Here is a 17,280-nt window from a genome sequence, read left to right as displayed (position 1 = left end):
GAGATACGCAATGGCTCAGCAGGTGAGTGGCCGCCAACCTCGCTACAAACGCATTCTGCTCAAACTCAGCGGTGAGGCCCTGATGGGCTCCGAGGAGTTCGGTATCGATCCGAAGGTCCTCGATCGTATGGCGCTGGAAATCGGCCAGCTGGTCGGTATCGGCGTCCAGGTCGGCCTGGTGATCGGCGGCGGCAACCTGTTCCGTGGTGCGGCCCTGAGCGCCGCCGGTATGGATCGGGTGACCGGCGACCACATGGGTATGCTGGCCACGGTCATGAACGCCCTGGCCATGCGTGATGCGCTGGAGCGCTCCAACATCCCCGCCATCGTGATGTCGGCCATTTCCATGGTCGGCGTGACCGACCACTACGACCGCCGCAAGGCCATGCGCCACCTGAGCTCCGGCGAAGTGGTGATCTTCTCCGCCGGCACCGGCAACCCGTTCTTCACCACTGATTCGGCCGCCTGCCTGCGTGCCATCGAAGTGGATGCGGACGTGGTGCTGAAAGCCACCAAGGTCGATGGCGTGTACACTGCCGACCCGTTCAAGGACCCCAATGCCGAGAAATTCGAGCGCCTGACCTACGACGAGGTGCTGGATCGCAAGCTGGGCGTCATGGACCTCACGGCCATCTGTCTGTGCCGTGATCAGAAGATGCCGCTGCGGGTCTTCAATATGAATAAACCGGGTGCCCTGCTGAACATCGTGGTCGGCGGCGCCGAAGGAACCCTGATCGAGGAGGGCGAACAGTGATCAACGAGATCAAGCAAGAAGCGCAGGAGCGCATGAAGAAAACCCTGGAATCGCTGGATCATGCTTTCGCCAAGATCCGCACCGGGCGTGCGCACCCGAGCATCCTGGACAGCGTCATGGTCTCCTACTATGGCGCCGACACTCCGTTGCGCCAGGTGGCCAACGTGGTGGCCGAGGACTCCCGTACCCTGGCCCTGACCGTGTTCGACAAGAGCATGATCCAGGCTGTGGAAAAGGCCATCATGACCTCCGACCTGGGCCTGAACCCAGCCACCGCCGGCACCACCATTCGTGTGCCGATGCCCGCCCTGACCGAGGAAACCCGCAAGGGCTACACCAAGCAGGCGCGTGCCGAAGCCGAAAACGCCCGTGTTGCTGTGCGCAACATTCGTCGTGATGCCCTGGCGCAACTGAAGGACCTGGTCAAGGAAAAGGAAATCAGCGAAGACGACGAGCGTCGCGCCGCCGATGACGTCCAGAAGCTGACCGACAAGTTCGTCGGCGAAGTCGACAAGGCTCTGGAAACCAAAGAAAAAGACCTGATGGCCGTTTGACGTCCGGTATCGCCATGGACAAGAACCAGCAAGGTGCGAGCCCCGCGGTGCCACGACATGTGGCGATTATCATGGACGGTAACAACCGTTGGGCGAAGAAGCGCCTGCTACCTGGCGTCGCCGGCCATAAGGCCGGAGTGGATGCGGTCCGGGCGGTGATCGAGGTGTGTGCCGAGGCCGGTGTCGAGGTGCTCACCCTGTTCGCCTTCTCCAGTGAGAACTGGCAGCGCCCGGCCGACGAGGTCAGCGCCCTGATGGAGCTGTTCCTGGGGGCGCTGCGCCGCGAGGCCCGGCGCCTGGACCAGAACGACATCCGCCTGCGCATCATCGGCGACCGCTCACGCTTCCATCCGGAGCTGCAGGCCGCCATGCGCGAGGCCGAGCAACTGACCTCCACCCATCAGAGGTTCGTCCTCCAGGTCGCCGCCAACTACGGCGGCCAGTGGGATATCACCCAGGCCGCACAGCGCCTGGCGCGTGAGGTTCAGGCTGGTCACCTGCAGGTCGACGACATTTCTCCGCAGTTGCTGCAAAGCTGCCTGGTCACCGGCGACCTGCCGTTGCCCGACCTGTGCATCCGCACCGGTGGCGAGCATCGCATCAGCAACTTCCTGCTTTGGCAGCTCGCCTATGCCGAGCTGTATTTCTCCGATCTCTTCTGGCCTGACTTCAAACACGAAGCCATGCGCAAGGCGCTGGCCGACTTCGCCAAGCGCCAGCGTCGCTTCGGCAAGACAAGCGAGCAGCTAGAAGCCGAGGCCCGAGCCAAATGCTGAAACAACGCGTCATCACCGCCCTGGTGTTGCTGCCCATCGCCCTCGCGGGTTTCTTCTGGCTGGATGGCGGCGCCTTCGCCCTGTTCATCGGTGCCGTGGTGAGCCTCGGCGGCTGGGAATGGGCGCGACTGGCGGGCTTTTCCTCGCAGCCAATGCGCGTAGCCTACGGCCTGCTCGTGGCGGCACTGCTCTACGGGCTCTACCTCGCGCCGGCACTGGCGCCGCTGGTCCTGGTGCTCGGCGTGCTCTGGTGGGGGGCGGCAACCATCCTCGTACTGGGTTATCCCGAAACGAGTCGCTACTGGGGTGGTACCCCGGGCAAGCTGGTCATCGGCCTGCTGATCCTGCTGCCCGCCTGGCAGGGCCTGGTGCTGTTCAAGCAATGGCCGCTGGCCAACTGGCTGATTCTCGCCGTGATGGTGCTGGTCTGGGCTGCCGACATCGGCGCCTATTTTTCCGGCAAGGCATTCGGCAAGCGAAAGCTGGCGCCCAACGTCAGCCCCGGCAAGAGCTGGGAAGGGCTGGTGGGGGGGCTGCTGGCAAGTCTGGCGATCACCGTGGGTGTCGGTTTCTACCGTGGCTGGGTGGGTTCCGAGCTTGTGCTGGCCGTGGTCGGCGCCGCTCTGGTTGTCCTGATCTCTGTGGTGGGTGACCTGACCGAAAGCATGTTCAAGCGCCAGTCCGGCATCAAGGACAGCAGCAACCTGCTGCCGGGCCATGGTGGCGTGCTGGATCGTATCGACAGCCTGACCGCGGCCATCCCGCTGTTCGCCGCGCTGCTCTGGGCTGCCGGCTGGGGTGCCCTGTGAGCCAGCCGCAACGCATTACCGTGCTGGGGGCTACCGGCTCCATCGGCCTCAGCACCCTGGATGTCGTCGCTCGCCATCCTGATCGTTATCAGGTCTTCGCTCTCAGCGGCTTCAGCCGGCTGAGCGAGCTGGAGGCCTTGTGCCTGCGCCATCGTCCCGAATTCGCCGTCGTGCCGGATGCCGATTCCGCCCGTCATCTGCAGGGCGGCCTGCTGGCGGCCGGGCTTCAGACGCGTGTGCTGGTGGGTGAGGAAGGGCTTTGCGACGTCGCCGCCCATCCGCAGGTCGATGCCGTGATGGCCGCTATCGTGGGCGCTGCCGGCCTCAAGCCGACCCTGGCAGCGGTCGAGGCGGGAAAGCGCGTCCTGCTGGCCAACAAGGAGGCGCTGGTGATGTCCGGCGCCCTGTTCATGCAGGCTGTGCGCAAGAGTGGCGCCGTGTTGCTGCCGATCGACAGCGAACACAACGCGATTTTCCAGTGTCTGCCCCTGGATTACGCCCGTGGGTTGGCGCCCGTAGGCGTGCGCCGCATCCTGCTGACCGCTTCCGGCGGCCCGTTCCGCGAGATGCCGCTGGAGCAGCTGCCGGATGTTTCACCCGAGCAGGCCTGCGCGCATCCCAACTGGTCGATGGGGCGCAAGATTTCCGTGGATTCGGCCAGCATGATGAACAAGGGGCTGGAGCTGATCGAGGCCTGCTGGCTGTTCGATGCGCGCCCGGCCCAGGTGGAAGTGGTAATTCATCCGCAGAGCGTGATCCATTCGCTGGTGGACTACGTGGACGGTTCGGTACTGGCCCAGTTGGGCAATCCGGACATGCGCACCCCCATCGCTCACGCGCTGGCGTGGCCGGAACGCATCGATTCCGGCGTTTCGCCGTTGGACCTGTTCGCCGTGGCCCGCCTGGACTTCCAGGCCCCGGACGAAGGGCGTTTCCCCTGCCTGCGCCTGGCTCGACAGGCGGCGGAGGAGGGCGGCAGCGCCCCGGCGATGCTCAATGCCGCGAACGAGGTGGCCGTTTCGGCCTTCCTGGATAGACGCGTCCGCTTCACCGAAATCGCGAGTATCATCGACGAAGTGCTGAACCGCGAAGCGGCGAGTGCGGTCGAAACGCTGGATTCCGTGCTGCATGCTGACGCCCGCGCCAGGGCTGCGGCGCAGCAGTGGCTGGTCCGTCAAGGGCGCTAGCGGCCGGCCTTCAGCGGCCGCCTGCTCTGGAGGAAACCGATGAGCGCTGTCTACATGATTCTCGGCACCCTGATCGCTCTTGGGGTGCTGGTGACCTTCCACGAGTTCGGTCACTTCTGGGTGGCCCGGCGCTGCGGGGTCAAGGTCCTGCGTTTCTCCGTCGGCTTCGGTACGCCGCTGTTCCGTTGGCATGATCGCCATGGCACGGAGTTTGTCGTCGCCGCCATTCCCCTCGGCGGCTACGTCAAGATGCTGGACGAGCGCGAGGCCGAAGTGCCCGCGGAACTGCTCGGACAGTCCTTCAATCGCAAACCGGTGGGGCAGCGCATCGCTATCGTCGCGGCCGGTCCCGTCGCCAACTTCCTCCTTGCGCTGCTGTTCTTCTGGGTGCTGGCGATGCTCGGCAGTCAGCAGGTCAAACCGGTCATCGGCAGCATCGCTCCAGACAGCATCGCTGCCCGCGCAGGCCTCGAAGCCGGCGAGGAAATCGTTTCGGTCGATGGCAAGGCAGTCACGGGCTGGTCCCAGGTCAATCTGCAACTGGTTCGCCGCCTGGGTGAATCCGGAACCTTGCAAGTGGGCGTCCGCGAGTCTGGCGCCACCACCGAAGCGTTCCGTGATCTGCAGCTGAACGCCTGGCTCAAGGGTGTGGAAGAACCTGATCCGATTGGCGCCCTGGGGATTACCCCTTGGCGTCCGGCTATCCCGCCGGTCCTGGACGAACTGGACCCGAAAGGCCCGGCCCAGGCCGCCGGCCTCAAGGTCGGCGATCGTCTGCTGGCCCTGGATGGCCAGCCGCTGGATGACTGGCAGCAATTGGTCGAGCGGGTGCGCAAGCGTCCCGCCGAGCGCATCACCCTCAGTGTCGAGAGTCAGGGCCAGGCACGAGACGTCCAGGTGACCCTGGCTTCCCGTGGCGAGGGTGAGGCACGCAGCGGCTACCTCGGTGCCGGGGTGAAAGGTGTCGACTGGCCGGCGGAAATGCTCCGGGAAGTCAGTTTCGGCCCGCTGGATGCGGTGGCTGAAGCGGCGGCCAGGACCTGGTCCATGAGCCTGCTAACTCTGGATTCCCTAAAGAAAATGTTGCTTGGCGAGCTCTCGGTAAAAAACTTGAGCGGGCCGATAACCATTGCTAAAGTGGCGGGCGCTTCGGCCCAGTCCGGGGTGGGGGATTTTCTCAATTTCCTCGCCTACCTGAGCATAAGCCTGGGGGTTCTCAATCTGTTGCCAATTCCCGTCCTTGATGGGGGGCACCTGCTGTTCTACCTGATCGAATTGGCGCGAGGTCGCCCATTGTCAGAGCGGGTGCAGGCTTGGGGGGTGCAGATCGGTATCAGTCTGGTCGTAGGGGTGATGTTGCTCGCCCTGGTAAACGATCTGAGCCGTCTGTAACGAGTCACTGATTTTCGAGTCTGCCGCCTTGCGCGGCAGATTCTTTATTACCGGTTGGAATAAAAAAGGACTTCATGAAACGCCTGCTGCTACCTGCGGTGCTTGCCGCACTCATGATCGCCGAGGTTCACGCCGAGTCCTTCAACATCTCCGACATTCGCGTCAACGGCCTGCAGCGGGTTTCCGCCGGCAGCGTGTTCGGCGCCCTGCCGCTCAACGTCGGCGACACCGCGGACGACCGCCGCCTGGTCGAAGCCACCCGCGCACTGTTCAAGACCGGTTTCTTCCAGGACATCCAGCTGGGTCGCGATGGCGACGTCCTGGTTATCACCGTAGTCGAGCGTCCGTCGATCTCCAGCATCGAGATCGAGGGCAACAAGGCCATCAGCACCGAAGACCTGCTCAAGGGCCTGAAGCAATCCGGCCTTTCCGAAGGCGAGATCTTCCAGCGCGCCACCCTCGAAGGCGTGCGTAACGAGCTGCAGCGCCAGTACGTGGCCCAGGGCCGCTACTCCGCCGAGATCGAGGCCGAAGTGATTCCGCAGCCGCGCAACCGCGTGGCTCTGAAGATCAAGATCAACGAAGGCTCGGTCGCTGCCATCCAGCACATCAACATCGTCGGCAATACCGTCTTCCCTGACGAAGACCTGATCGACCTGTTCGAGCTGAAGACCACCAACTGGCTGTCCTTCTTCAAGAACGACGACAAGTACGCCCGCGAGAAACTGTCCGGTGACCTGGAGCGCCTGCGTTCCTACTACCTGGACCGCGGCTACATCAACATGGATATCTCCTCCACCCAGGTCTCCATCACCCCGGACAAGAAGCACGTCTACGTCACCGTCAACGTCGATGAAGGCGAGAAATACACCGTTCGCGAAGTGAAGCTCTCCGGTGACCTCAAGGTGCCCGAGGACGAAGTGAAGAAGCTGCTGCTGGTACAGCAGGGCCAGGTGTTCTCGCGCAAGGTGATGACCACCACTTCCGAACTGATCACCCGCCGCCTGGGTAACGAGGGTTACACCTTCGCCAACGTCAACGGCGTGCCGGAAGCCCACGATGAGGACAACACCGTTTCCATCACCTTCGTGGTGGATCCGGGCAAGCGTGCCTACGTCAACCGCATCAACTTCCGCGGCAACACCAAGACCGAAGACGAAGTGTTGCGTCGCGAAATGCGCCAGATGGAAGGTGGCTGGGCCTCGACCTACCTGATCGACCAGTCCAAGACCCGCCTGGAGCGTCTCGGCTTCTTCAAGGAAGTGAACGTCGAAACCCCGCAGGTGCCCGGCACCGACGACCAGGTCGACGTCAACTACACCGTGGAAGAGCAACCGTCCGGCTCCATCACCGCCAGCGTGGGCTTCGCCCAGAGCGCGGGCCTGATCCTCGGCGGTTCCATCAGCCAGAACAACTTCCTGGGTACCGGTAACAAGGTCAGCATCGGCCTGACCCGTTCCGAGTACCAGACCCGCTACAACTTCGGTTTCGTCGACCCCTACTGGACTCCGGATGGCGTGAGCCTTGGCTACAACGCCTTCTACCGCAGCACCGACTACGACGATCTCGATACCGACGTGTCCAGCTATGCCGTGGACAGCTACGGTGCCGGTGTCAGCATCGGTTACCCGATCAGCGAGACCGCGCGCCTGACTTACGGCCTGACCGTGCAACAGGACAAGATCAATACCGGTATCTACACCGTTGACGAGATCTTCGATTTCCTCGAGCAGGAAGGCGACAGCTACCTGAACTTCAAGGGCTCCATCGGCTGGTCCGAATCGACCCTGAACAAGGGCGTGCTGGCGACCCGTGGCCATTCCCAGAGCCTGGTGCTGGAAAGCACCATCCCGGGTAGCGACCTTTCGTTCTACAAGCTCGACTACCGTGGCCAGCTGTTCACTCCGCTGAGCCAGAACACTGCTCTGCGCTGGCACACCGAACTGGGCTATGGCGACAGCTATGGTTCCACCTCCGAGCTGCCGTTCTACGAGCACTACTTCGCCGGTGGCTTCAACTCCGTTCGTGGCTTCGAAGACAGCAGCCTCGGCCCGCGCAGTACGCCGAGTAAAGGTACTAACCCGGGCACCGCTTTCGACCCGGACCAGGACCCGCTGCCCTTCGGTGGTAACGTGCTGATCCAGGGCGGCGTGGAGTTGCTGTTCCCGATGCCGTTCGTCAAGGACCAGCGTCAGCTGCGTACTGTGCTGTTCTGGGATGTGGGTAATGTGTTCGATACCAGTTGCTCGTCCACTGCGACCAACTGCAGCAGCATCAACGCCGGTGACCTGGCCAGCTCCGTGGGTGTGGGCCTGACCTGGATTACCGCGCTGGGGCCGCTGAGCTTCAGTCTGGGCATGCCCGTCAAGAAGCCGGACAATGCCGATACCCAGGTATTCCAGTTCTCCCTGGGCCAGACCTTCTAAGTGTTATTTCAAGACAACAGTATGTGTTGCAGGAGTTGCATCGTGCGTAAGTTGACTCAATTCGTTCTGGTAGCCGCTGCCATGATGGCGACTCCGGCCTTCGCGGAAATGAAGATTGCGGTACTGAACTATCAGATGGCCCTGCTGGAATCCGACGCCGCCAAGAAATACGCCGTCGACGCCGAGAAGAAGTTTGGTCCCCAGCTGAACAAGCTGAAGACCCTGGAAAGCGACGCCAAGCGCATTCAGGACCGTCTGGTGAAAGATGGCGAGAAGATGCAGCAGGCCGAGCGTGAGCGCCTTGAGCTCGAATTCAAGCAGAAGGCCCGTGACTTCCAGTTCCAGTCCAAGGAACTGAATGAAGCCAAGGCCGTCGCTGATCGCGACATGCTCAAGCAGCTCAAGCCGAAGCTGGACAAGGCAGTCGAAGAAGTCCTGAAGAAAGGCAGCTATGACCTGGTGCTGGAGCGTGGTGCTGTGGTTGACGTCAAACCGCAGTACGACATCACCCGCCAGGTCATCGAGCGCATGAACCAGCAGCGTTGATGATGGCGGCCCCGGTCTTCACCCTCGGCCAACTGGCCGAACGTCTCGGCGCCACCCTGCGTGGCTCCGAGGACAAGGCTATCAGCGGCCTGGCTACCCTGCAGGAGGCCGGCCCTGGCCAGCTCACCTTCCTGGCCAATCCGCAGTACCGCAAGTTCCTTGCCGATACCAAGGCCGCCGCCGTGCTGCTGACCGCAGCCGACGCCGAAGGCTTTGCTGGTGATGCCCTGGTCGTGGCCAATCCCTACCTGGCCTACGCCGAACTTTCCCACCTGTTCGATCCCAAGCCCAAGGCGCAACCGGGTATTCATCCGACCGCCGTGGTCGCGGCCGATGCCAAGGTCGACCCGAGTGCCAGCGTTGGCGCCTACGTGGTGATCGAGTCCGGCGCGCAGATCGGCGCTGGCGTGACCTTGGGAGCCCACTGCGTGGTCGGCGCCCGCACCGTCATCGGTGAAGGCGGCTGGCTGGCTCCTCGCGTGACCCTCTATCACGATGTGAAGATCGGCAAACGCGTGGTGATCCAGTCTGGCGCCGTCATCGGCGGCGAGGGCTTTGGTTTCGCCAACGAGAAGGGGGTCTGGCAGAAGATTGCGCAGATCGGTGGGGTGACCCTGGGTGACGACGTTGAAGTCGGCGCCAACACCACCATCGACCGTGGTGCGCTCTCCGATACCCTGATCGGCAATGGCGTGAAGCTGGATAACCAGATCATGATCGCGCACAACGTGCAGGTGGGTGACAACACCGCCATGGCCGGCTGCGTCGGTATTTCCGGCAGCACCAAGATCGGCCGCAACTGCATGATCGCAGGCGGCGTGGGCATGGTTGGCCATATCGAAGTGTGCGACAACGTATTCGTCACCGGCATGACCATGGTGACGCGCAATATCACCGAGCCGGGAGCCTATTCCTCCGGAACCGCGATGCAGACCGCTGCGGATTGGAAGAAGAGTGCTGCCCGGATTCGCCAGTTGGACGACATGGCGCGTCGTCTGCAACAACTGGAAAAACGCCTGGCGGCGGTGACCCCGGGCGGGGATGCTTCATCAGAAGCGTGATTCACGCTGCGCCGTGCATCCCCAATCCTCTGAAAAGGCTCCAGGAACATGATGGACATCAACGAGATTCGCGAATATCTGCCGCACCGCTACCCCTTCCTCCTGGTGGATCGGGTGGTGGAACTGGATGTTGAAGGCAAGCGCATTCGCGCCTACAAGAATGTCAGCATCAACGAGCCCTTCTTCAACGGCCACTTCCCGCAACACCCGATCATGCCCGGCGTGCTGATCATCGAAGCCATGGCCCAGGCCGCCGGCATCCTCGGCTTCAAGATGCTCGACGTGAAGCCCGCCGACGGCACCCTCTATTATTTCGTGGGCTCCGACAAGCTGCGCTTCCGCCAGCCGGTGCTGCCGGGTGATCAGTTGATCCTCGATGCGAAGTTCGTCAGCGTCAAACGCGGTATCTGGAAGTTCGACTGCCACGCCAGCGTCGATGGCAAGGAAGTCTGCTCGGCAGAGATCATCTGTGCGGAACGCAAACTATGAGTTTGATTGACCCTCGCGCCATTATCGATCCGGCGGCCAAGCTGGCGGATGGAGTTCAGGTCGGCCCCTGGTCGATCATTGGACCCGATGTGGAAATCGGCGAGGGGACTGTGGTCGGACCTCACGTGGTCATCAAGGGACCGACCCGCATTGGCAAGCACAATCGCATCTACCAGTTTTCTTCGGTGGGCGAAGACACGCCCGACCTGAAGTACAAGGGTGAACCCACCCGCCTGGTGATCGGTGACCACAATGTGATCCGCGAAGGCGTGACCATCCACCGTGGCACTGTGCAAGACCGCTCTGAAACCACCATTGGCGACCACAATCTGCTGATGGCCTATGTGCATGTCGGCCATGACAGTGTCATTGCCAATAATTGCATCCTGGTGAACAACACCGCACTGGCCGGCCACGTGCATGTGGACGACTGGGCGATCCTCTCCGGCTATACCCTGGTCCACCAGTTCTGCCGTATCGGTGCCCACAGCTTCTCCGGCATGGGAACCGCCATCGGCAAGGACGTTCCGGCCTACGTCACCGTCTTCGGCAACCCGGCCGAGGCCCGCAGCATGAACTTCGAGGGCATGCGCCGCCGCGGTTTCAGTGCGGAGGCCATCGCGGCCCTGCGTCGTGCCTACAAGGTGGTCTATCGCCAGGGGCTGACCGTGGAGCAGGCGCTGGCCGAGCTGGCCGAATCCGCTGCTCAGTTCCCGGAAGTTGCCGTTTTCCGCGACTCCATCCAGTCCTCGACCCGCGGCATCACCCGCTGAGACCATGAATCGTCCCTTGCGCATCGCGCTGGTTGCCGGCGAGGCGTCCGGCGATATCCTCGGCTCCACCCTGATGCAGGCGCTCAAGGCGCGCCATCCCGACGCCCAGTTCATCGGCGTTGGCGGCCCGCGCATGCAGGCTGAAGGGCTGGAATCCTATTTCCCCATGGAACGCCTGGCGGTCATGGGCCTGGTGGAGGTGCTCGGTCGCCTCCCAGAGCTGCTGCAGCGGCGCAAGCGGCTGATCAGGACCCTGATCGACGAGCGTCCCGACGTCTTCATCGGCATCGACGCGCCGGACTTCAACCTCGGGGTTGAACTCAAGTTGCGCCGGGCCGGGATCAAGACCGTGCATTACGTCAGCCCGTCGGTCTGGGCCTGGCGGCAGAAGCGCGTGCTGAAGATCCGTGAAGGCTGCGACCTGATGCTCACGCTATTCCCCTTCGAGGCGCGCTTCTATGAAGAGCACGGCGTGCCGGTGCGTTTCGTTGGCCATCCGCTGGCCGATGCCATTCCGCTCGAAGCGGATCGCGCGCTGGCGCGAGGGCAACTGGACCTGCCGGAAGATTCTCCCGTGGTCGCGCTGCTGCCCGGAAGCCGGGGTGGCGAAGTCGGCAAGCTCGGAGCCTTGTTCCTCGATGCCGCCGAGCGCCTGCGCTCGATCCGGCCGGGCATCCGTTTCGTCCTGCCTTGCGCGAGCCCGGAGCGGCGTGAACAGGTCGAGGCGATGGTGGCCGGCCGCGACCTTCCCCTGAAACTGCTGGATGGGCGCTCACACGAAGCACTGGCAGCCTGCGACGCGGTGCTGATCGCGTCCGGCACCGCCACGCTGGAAGCGCTCCTTTACAAGCGCCCGATGGTGGTGGCCTACAAGGTGGCGCCGCTCACCTATCGAATCCTCAAGCGTCTGGTGAAGAGCCCCTACGTATCCCTGCCCAACCTGTTGGCCCAGCGCCTGCTAGTGCCCGAGTTGCTGCAGGACGCCGCGACCCCGGAAGCCCTGGCACAAACCGTCTCTCCGCTACTGGATGATGGCGAGGTGCAGACTCACGGCTTCGATGTCATTCACCGCTCCCTGCGCCAGGACGCGTCGCGCCAGGCGGCGGATGCCATCCTGCAATTGATCGGAGTGTCCTGATGCAGCTCGGTCTGGATTTCAGTCTGGTGGAAGAACTGGTGGCCGGCGTCGACGAAGTCGGCCGCGGCCCGCTCTGCGGTCCAGTGGTGACCGCCGCAGTGATCCTCGATCCGTCGCGGCCGATCCTTGGCCTGAACGATTCGAAGAAACTCTCCGAAGCGCGCCGCGATGCGCTGTTCGATGAAATTCGCGAGAAGGCGCTCGCCTGGTGCATCGCTCGTGCCGAGGTGGAAGAAATCGACCAGCTGAACATCCTGCACGCCACCATGCTGGCGATGCAGCGTGCGGTGGAAGGGCTCAGCGTGACGCCGAAGCTGGCGCTGATCGACGGCAACCGCTGCCCCAGGCTCAAGGTGCCCAGCGCGCCGGTGGTCAAGGGCGATAGCCAGGTGCCGGCCATCGCCGCGGCTTCCATCCTGGCCAAGGTCAGCCGCGATCGGGAAATGGCCGAGCTGGATGCGATCTACCCAGGCTATGGCATCGCCGGGCACAAGGGCTATCCCACCGCTGTCCATCTGGAGGCCCTGCGCCGCCTGGGGCCGACCCCCATTCACCGTCGCTCCTTCGGCCCGGTGCGAGAACTGGTCGAGGGCGGTCGCTAAGGCCCTTTGTCGCTCCTGCCCGCGACCTTGCCCCAAGCCTGTAGCTTTGTCCGAGGGCCCGGTACAATCCGGGCCTTGTCGTTTTCGCGTTTTGCATAGGACTTCCATGACCGCTTCCTTCGTCCATCTGCGTCTGCATTCCGAATACTCCCTGGTAGACGGCCTGGTGCGGGTCAAGCCACTGGTCAAGGCCGTGGCGGGAGCGGGCATGCCGGCGGTGGCGATCACCGACCAGAGCAACATGTGCTCGCTGGTGAAGTTCTACAAGACCGCCATGGGCGGCGGCATCAAGCCCATTTGTGGCGCCGATATCTGGCTCGACAGTCCTGTCGAGGACGGCCCCTTGAGCCGCATGACCCTCCTGGTGATGAATGCAAAGGGTTATCGCAATCTCACCGAACTGGTTTCCCGCGGCTGGTCCGAAGGCCAGAGCAATGGCCTGGTGATCATCCAGCGCGACTGGGTGAAAGAGGCTGCCGAAGGCCTGATCGCCCTGTCCGGCGCGAAGGAAGGGGAGATCGGCATGGCGCTGCTCAGCGGTGACCAGGTCGGCGCCGAAGCGCTGCTGGCCGAGTGGCAGGCCGTGTTCCCCGATCGTTTCTACCTGGAGCTGCAGCGTACCGCGCGAGTCAACGACGAGGAGCACGTCCATGCGGCCGTCGCCCTGGCCGACCGTTGCGGCGCACCGCTGGTGGCCACCAACGACGTGCGCTTCATCAAGCCCGATGACTTCGAGGCCCACGAGACCCGCGTGTGCATCGGCGAGGGCCGGGTCCTGGATGACCCGCGCCGCCCGCGCAACTTCTCCGACCAGCAGTACCTCAAGTCTCCGGCGGAAATGGCCGAGCTGTTCGCCGATATCCCCGAGGCCCTGGAAAACACCGTCGAGATCGCCAAGCGTTGCAATATCGAGGTCCAACTGGGCAAGCACTTCCTGCCCGACTTCCCCACGCCCAATGGCATGAGCATCGACGACTACCTGCGTCATGCCTCCTTCGAAGGACTGGAAGAGCGGCTGGCCGTGCTCCTGCCGAAGGACACCACACCTGATTACGAAGAGAAGCGACAGGCCTACATCGACCGCCTGGAGTTCGAGCTGGGCACCATCATCCAGATGGGCTTCCCCGGTTACTTCCTGATCGTTGCGGACTTCATCCAGTGGGCCAAGAACAATGGCGTGCCGGTGGGACCGGGGCGGGGCTCGGGTGCCGGTTCGCTGGTGGCCTACGTGCTGAAGATCACCGACCTCGACCCGCTGGCCTACGACCTGCTGTTCGAGCGATTCCTCAACCCCGAACGCGTTTCCATGCCCGACTTCGACGTCGACTTCTGCATGGATGGCCGCGACCGGGTGATCGACTACGTGGCCGACAAGTACGGGCGCAACGCGGTGAGCCAGATCATCACCTTCGGCTCCATGGCGGCCAAGGCGGTGGTGCGCGACGTGGCCCGGGTGCAGGGCAAGTCCTACGGTCTGGCCGATCGTCTGTCGAAGATGATCCCCTTCGAAGTCGGCATGACCCTGGAGGCGGCCTACAACCAGGAAGAAGTGCTGCGCGACTTCCTCAAGACTGACGAGGAAGCCCAGGAAATCTGGGACATGGCCCTGAAGCTGGAAGGCATCACCCGGGGTACCGGCAAGCACGCCGGTGGCGTGGTGATCGCCCCGACCAAGCTGACCGACTTCTCGCCGATCGCCTGTGACGAAGAGGGTGCCGGCCTGGTGACCCAGTTCGACAAGGACGACGTGGAGGCCGCCGGCCTGGTGAAGTTCGACTTCCTCGGCCTGCGTACCCTGACGATCATCAAATGGGCCATGGAGATGATCAACCGCGAGCAGGAGAAGCAGGGCCTGCCGCTGGTGGACATCGACCGCATCCCCCTGGATGACAAGAAAACCTACGACATGCTGCAGAAGGCGGAGACCACCGCGGTCTTCCAGCTCGAATCCCGCGGCATGAAGGAGCTGATCAAGAAGCTCAAGCCGGACTGCCTGGAAGACATGATCGCTCTGGTGGCGCTGTTCCGCCCGGGGCCGCTGCAGTCGGGCATGGTGGACGACTTCATCAACCGCAAACACGGTCGCGCGGAGCTTTCCTACCCGCACCCGGACTACCAGTACGCCGGCCTCGAGCCCGTGCTCAAGCCCACCTACGGCATCATCCTGTATCAGGAACAGGTGATGCAGATCGCCCAGGTAATGGCTGGCTACACCCTCGGCGGCGCCGACATGCTGCGCCGCGCCATGGGCAAGAAGAAGCCCGAAGAAATGGCCAAGCAGCGCGGCGGCTTCATCGAAGGTTGTTCCCGCAACGGCATCGACCCCAACCTCTCGGGCAACATCTTCGACCTGGTGGAGAAGTTCGCCGGCTACGGCTTCAACAAATCCCACTCGGCCGCCTACGGCTGGGTTTCCTACCAGACCGCCTGGCTCAAGGCGCACTTCCCGGCGCCCTTCATGGCCGCGGTACTCACCGCGGATATGCACAACACCGACAAGGTGGTGACGCTGATCGAAGAATGCCGGCACATGAAGCTGCGCATCGTCGCGCCGGACGTGAACAACTCCGAGTACCGCTTCACCGTGGATGACGACGGCCAGATCGTCTACGGCCTGGGCGCCATCAAAGGCGTGGGTGAAGGGCCGGTGGAAGCCATCACCGAGTGCCGTGCCGAAGGTGGCCCCTTCAAGGATCTGTTCGACTTCTGCAACCGCGTCGACCTCAAGCGCATCAACAAACGCACCCTGGAAGCCCTGATTCGCTGCGGTGCGCTGGATCGACTGGGTCCGTTCTTCAGCAACGAACCCAAGGCCTACCAGGCGGGTATCGACACCAACCGCGCAGTGCTGCTGGCCGCCATGGAAGAAGCCATCCAGGCCGCAGAGCAGACTGCCCGCAGCCATGACAGCGGCCATATGGACCTCTTCGGCGGCCTGTTCGCCGAGCCGGAGGCGGATGTCTACGCCAATCATCGCCGGGCCAAGGAAATGTCCCTGAAGGAACGTCTGAAGGGCGAGAAGGACACCCTGGGCCTCTACCTCACCGGTCACCCGATCGATGAATACGAGGGCGAGGTCCGTCGCTTCGCCCGCCAGCGCATCGTCGAGCTGAAGCCGGCGCGGGACACCCAGATCATCGCCGGCCTGATCGTCAACCTGCGGGTGATGAAGAACAAGAAGGGCGACAAGATGGGCTTCATCACCCTCGACGACCGTTCCGGCCGTATCGAGGCTTCGCTTTTCGCCGATGCCTTCAACGCGGCCAGTGGCCTGCTGCAGACCGACGCCATGGTGGTGGTGGAAGGGGAGGTGAGCCACGACGATTTCTCCGGCGGCCTGCGCCTGCGCGCCAAGCGTGTGCTGAGCCTGGAGGAAGCCCGTACCGGCCTGGCGGAAAGCCTGCGCATGAAGGTGGACTTCAGTGCCCTGCAGGGCGATCGCCTGCGCTGGCTGGCGGAGTTGTGCGGTCGCCATCGCGGTTCCTGCCCCCTGACCCTGGACTACAGCGGCAATGACGCGAAGGCCCTGCTGCAGTTCGGCGATGACTGGCGAATCGCACCGGCCGACGCTTTGATTCAGGCATTGCGTGACCAGTTCGGGCGCGACAACGTCTTCCTGCACTACCGCTGATGCGAGCGTGATGGCACGCCCGCAACGGCCCGATTTCGATTTGATCTCGACCCGAACGCGCCCGATCCCTTAAGGTAGGGCGCCAAATGGAACCAGCCGCCTGGCCCCAAGCGCACGACGGAAGCCTATGAACCCGAACTTTCTGGATTTCGAACAGCCCATCGCCGATCTGCAAGCCAAGATCGAGGAGCTGCGTCTGGTCGGTAACGACAACGCCCTGAACATCACTGACGAGATCTCTCGCCTGCAGGAAAAGAGCAGCGCGCTCACCGAGAGCATCTTCGGTAACCTGACCAGCTGGCAGATTGCCCAGCTGGCACGCCACCCGCGCCGGCCCTACACCCTCGATTACATCGAGCACATCTTCACCGAGTTCGACGAACTGCACGGTGACCGTCACTTCTCCGATGACGCGGCCATCGTCGGCGGCATTGCTCGCCTGAACGACCAGCCGGTAATGGTCATCGGCCACCAGAAAGGCCGTGACGTACGCGAGAAGGTCCGCCGCAACTTCGGCATGCCGCGCCCCGAGGGCTACCGTAAGGCCTGCCGCCTGATGGAAATGGCCGAACGCTTCAAGATGCCGATCCTCACCTTCATCGACACCCCCGGTGCTTATCCGGGCATCGATGCCGAGGAACGTGGCCAGAGCGAGGCCATCGCCTGGAACCTGCGTGTCATGGCTCGCCTGAAGACCCCGATTATCGCAACCGTGATCGGTGAAGGCGGTTCTGGTGGCGCGCTGGCCATTGGCGTTTGCGACCGCCTGAACATGCTGCAGTACTCCACCTACTCGGTGATTTCCCCGGAAGGTTGCGCCTCGATCCTGTGGAAAACCGCCGAGAAGGCGCCGGATGCCGCTGAAGCCATGGGCATCACCGCCGAGCGCCTGAAGGGCCTGGGTATCGTCGACAAGGTGATCGCCGAGCCCCTGGGTGGCGCCCACCGTGATCCGGCTGCTGCCGCCGAGTCGATCCGCAAGGAGCTCTCCGAGCAGCTGAAGACCCTGCAGAAGCTCAACAATGAGGATCTGCTGGCGCGTCGTTATGACCGTCTGATGAGCTACGGCGTAGCCTGATCCCGCCAGAGGCTGTAAAGATCGGGCCCCGGCTTTATGCTTGGGGCCCGATTTTTTTTGAGCC

General features: G+C 63.2%; 15 protein-coding genes. All 15 read left to right on the top strand.

Annotation, left to right across the window (positions count from 1 at the left end):
- Positions 1 to 10: 10 nt before the first annotated feature.
- The 15 genes from pyrH to accA all read left to right on the top strand — a co-directional run bounded on the left by pyrH (position 11) and on the right by accA (position 17,216).
- Complete coding sequence (pyrH, locus tag FXN65_RS21935; protein ID WP_044873768.1) at positions 11 to 754, top strand: UMP kinase; 744 nt, start codon at positions 11 to 13, stop codon at positions 752 to 754.
- Positions 751 to 1,308: a ribosome recycling factor gene (frr, locus tag FXN65_RS21930; RefSeq protein WP_151136359.1), complete on the top strand. Its 558-nt coding sequence runs from the start codon at positions 751 to 753 to the stop codon at positions 1,306 to 1,308. Before pyrH ends, frr begins: the two co-directional genes overlap by 4 nt.
- 14 nt (positions 1,309 to 1,322) lie before the next feature.
- Complete coding sequence (gene uppS, locus FXN65_RS21925; RefSeq protein WP_151136357.1) at positions 1,323 to 2,084, top strand: polyprenyl diphosphate synthase; 762 nt, start codon at positions 1,323 to 1,325, stop codon at positions 2,082 to 2,084.
- On the top strand, positions 2,078 to 2,893 hold the full coding sequence (locus tag FXN65_RS21920; protein WP_151136355.1) for a phosphatidate cytidylyltransferase: 816 nt from the start codon (positions 2,078 to 2,080) through the stop codon (positions 2,891 to 2,893). The genes uppS and FXN65_RS21920 overlap by 7 nt, the downstream gene beginning before the upstream one ends.
- Positions 2,890 to 4,080 (top strand): 1-deoxy-D-xylulose-5-phosphate reductoisomerase, encoded by a 1,191-nt coding sequence (gene ispC, locus FXN65_RS21915; protein WP_151136353.1) that lies wholly within the window; start codon positions 2,890 to 2,892, stop codon positions 4,078 to 4,080. Before FXN65_RS21920 ends, ispC begins: the two co-directional genes overlap by 4 nt.
- Positions 4,081 to 4,119: 39 nt before the next feature.
- Positions 4,120 to 5,472 carry a sigma E protease regulator RseP gene (gene rseP / locus FXN65_RS21910; RefSeq protein WP_151136351.1) on the top strand — a complete coding sequence of 451 codons (1,353 nt, stop codon included), beginning with the start codon at positions 4,120 to 4,122 and terminating at the stop codon, positions 5,470 to 5,472.
- A gap of 74 nt (positions 5,473 to 5,546) precedes the next feature.
- Positions 5,547 to 7,898 carry an outer membrane protein assembly factor BamA gene (gene bamA, locus FXN65_RS21905; protein WP_151136349.1) on the top strand — a complete coding sequence of 784 codons (2,352 nt, stop codon included), beginning with the start codon at positions 5,547 to 5,549 and terminating at the stop codon, positions 7,896 to 7,898.
- 42 nt (positions 7,899 to 7,940) lie between these two features.
- On the top strand, positions 7,941 to 8,444 hold the full coding sequence (locus tag FXN65_RS21900) for an OmpH family outer membrane protein (RefSeq protein ID WP_151136347.1): 504 nt from the start codon (positions 7,941 to 7,943) through the stop codon (positions 8,442 to 8,444).
- Complete coding sequence (gene lpxD, locus FXN65_RS21895) at positions 8,444 to 9,505, top strand: UDP-3-O-(3-hydroxymyristoyl)glucosamine N-acyltransferase (protein WP_151136345.1); 1,062 nt, start codon at positions 8,444 to 8,446, stop codon at positions 9,503 to 9,505. The genes FXN65_RS21900 and lpxD overlap by 1 nt, the downstream gene beginning before the upstream one ends.
- A gap of 48 nt (positions 9,506 to 9,553) precedes the next feature.
- Positions 9,554 to 9,994, top strand: a complete 441-nt coding sequence (gene fabZ, locus FXN65_RS21890) for a 3-hydroxyacyl-ACP dehydratase FabZ (RefSeq protein WP_151136343.1) — start codon at positions 9,554 to 9,556, stop codon at positions 9,992 to 9,994.
- Positions 9,991 to 10,767, top strand: coding sequence for an acyl-ACP--UDP-N-acetylglucosamine O-acyltransferase (gene lpxA, locus FXN65_RS21885; protein WP_151136341.1), 777 nt, complete (start codon positions 9,991 to 9,993; stop codon positions 10,765 to 10,767). The genes fabZ and lpxA overlap by 4 nt, the downstream gene beginning before the upstream one ends.
- Before the next feature lie 4 nt (positions 10,768 to 10,771).
- Complete coding sequence (gene lpxB / locus FXN65_RS21880) at positions 10,772 to 11,905, top strand: lipid-A-disaccharide synthase (RefSeq protein WP_151136339.1); 1,134 nt, start codon at positions 10,772 to 10,774, stop codon at positions 11,903 to 11,905.
- The gene (gene rnhB, locus FXN65_RS21875) at positions 11,905 to 12,507 is read left to right on the top strand and encodes a ribonuclease HII (RefSeq protein ID WP_151136337.1); all 603 of its coding nucleotides are present in this window, start codon (positions 11,905 to 11,907) and stop codon (positions 12,505 to 12,507) included. The genes lpxB and rnhB overlap by 1 nt, the downstream gene beginning before the upstream one ends.
- 106 nt (positions 12,508 to 12,613) lie before the next feature.
- Positions 12,614 to 16,138 (top strand): DNA polymerase III subunit alpha, encoded by a 3,525-nt coding sequence (dnaE, locus tag FXN65_RS21870; RefSeq protein ID WP_151136336.1) that lies wholly within the window; start codon positions 12,614 to 12,616, stop codon positions 16,136 to 16,138.
- A 127-nt stretch (positions 16,139 to 16,265) separates the two neighbouring features.
- Positions 16,266 to 17,216 carry an acetyl-CoA carboxylase carboxyl transferase subunit alpha gene (accA, locus tag FXN65_RS21865; protein WP_151136334.1) on the top strand — a complete coding sequence of 317 codons (951 nt, stop codon included), beginning with the start codon at positions 16,266 to 16,268 and terminating at the stop codon, positions 17,214 to 17,216.
- Positions 17,217 to 17,280: the final 64 nt, after the last annotated feature.

Source organism: Pseudomonas lalkuanensis (assembly GCF_008807375.1).
Lineage (GTDB): Bacteria > Pseudomonadota > Gammaproteobacteria > Pseudomonadales > Pseudomonadaceae > Metapseudomonas > Metapseudomonas lalkuanensis.
This window is presented reverse-complemented; position numbering and strand designations above follow the sequence as displayed.

Bases quoted from the DNA above. Each gene is read 5' to 3' on its own strand.
- uppS (WP_151136357.1), top strand. From the start codon at position 1,323: ATGGACAAGAACCAGCAAGGTGCGAGCCCCGCGGTGCCACGACATGTG.
- rseP (WP_151136351.1), top strand. From the start codon at position 4,120: ATGAGCGCTGTCTACATGATTCTCGGCACCCTGATCGCTCTTGGGGTG.
- lpxA (WP_151136341.1), top strand. From the start codon at position 9,991: ATGAGTTTGATTGACCCTCGCGCCATTATCGATCCGGCGGCCAAGCTG.
- fabZ (WP_151136343.1), top strand. From the start codon at position 9,554: ATGATGGACATCAACGAGATTCGCGAATATCTGCCGCACCGCTACCCC.
- bamA (WP_151136349.1), top strand. From the start codon at position 5,547: ATGAAACGCCTGCTGCTACCTGCGGTGCTTGCCGCACTCATGATCGCC.
- rnhB (WP_151136337.1), top strand. From the start codon at position 11,905: ATGCAGCTCGGTCTGGATTTCAGTCTGGTGGAAGAACTGGTGGCCGGC.
- pyrH (WP_044873768.1), top strand. From the start codon at position 11: ATGGCTCAGCAGGTGAGTGGCCGCCAACCTCGCTACAAACGCATTCTG.
- accA (WP_151136334.1), top strand. From the start codon at position 16,266: ATGAACCCGAACTTTCTGGATTTCGAACAGCCCATCGCCGATCTGCAA.
- FXN65_RS21920 (WP_151136355.1), top strand. From the start codon at position 2,078: ATGCTGAAACAACGCGTCATCACCGCCCTGGTGTTGCTGCCCATCGCC.
- dnaE (WP_151136336.1), top strand. From the start codon at position 12,614: ATGACCGCTTCCTTCGTCCATCTGCGTCTGCATTCCGAATACTCCCTG.
- lpxD (WP_151136345.1), top strand. From the start codon at position 8,444: ATGATGGCGGCCCCGGTCTTCACCCTCGGCCAACTGGCCGAACGTCTC.
- lpxB (WP_151136339.1), top strand. From the start codon at position 10,772: ATGAATCGTCCCTTGCGCATCGCGCTGGTTGCCGGCGAGGCGTCCGGC.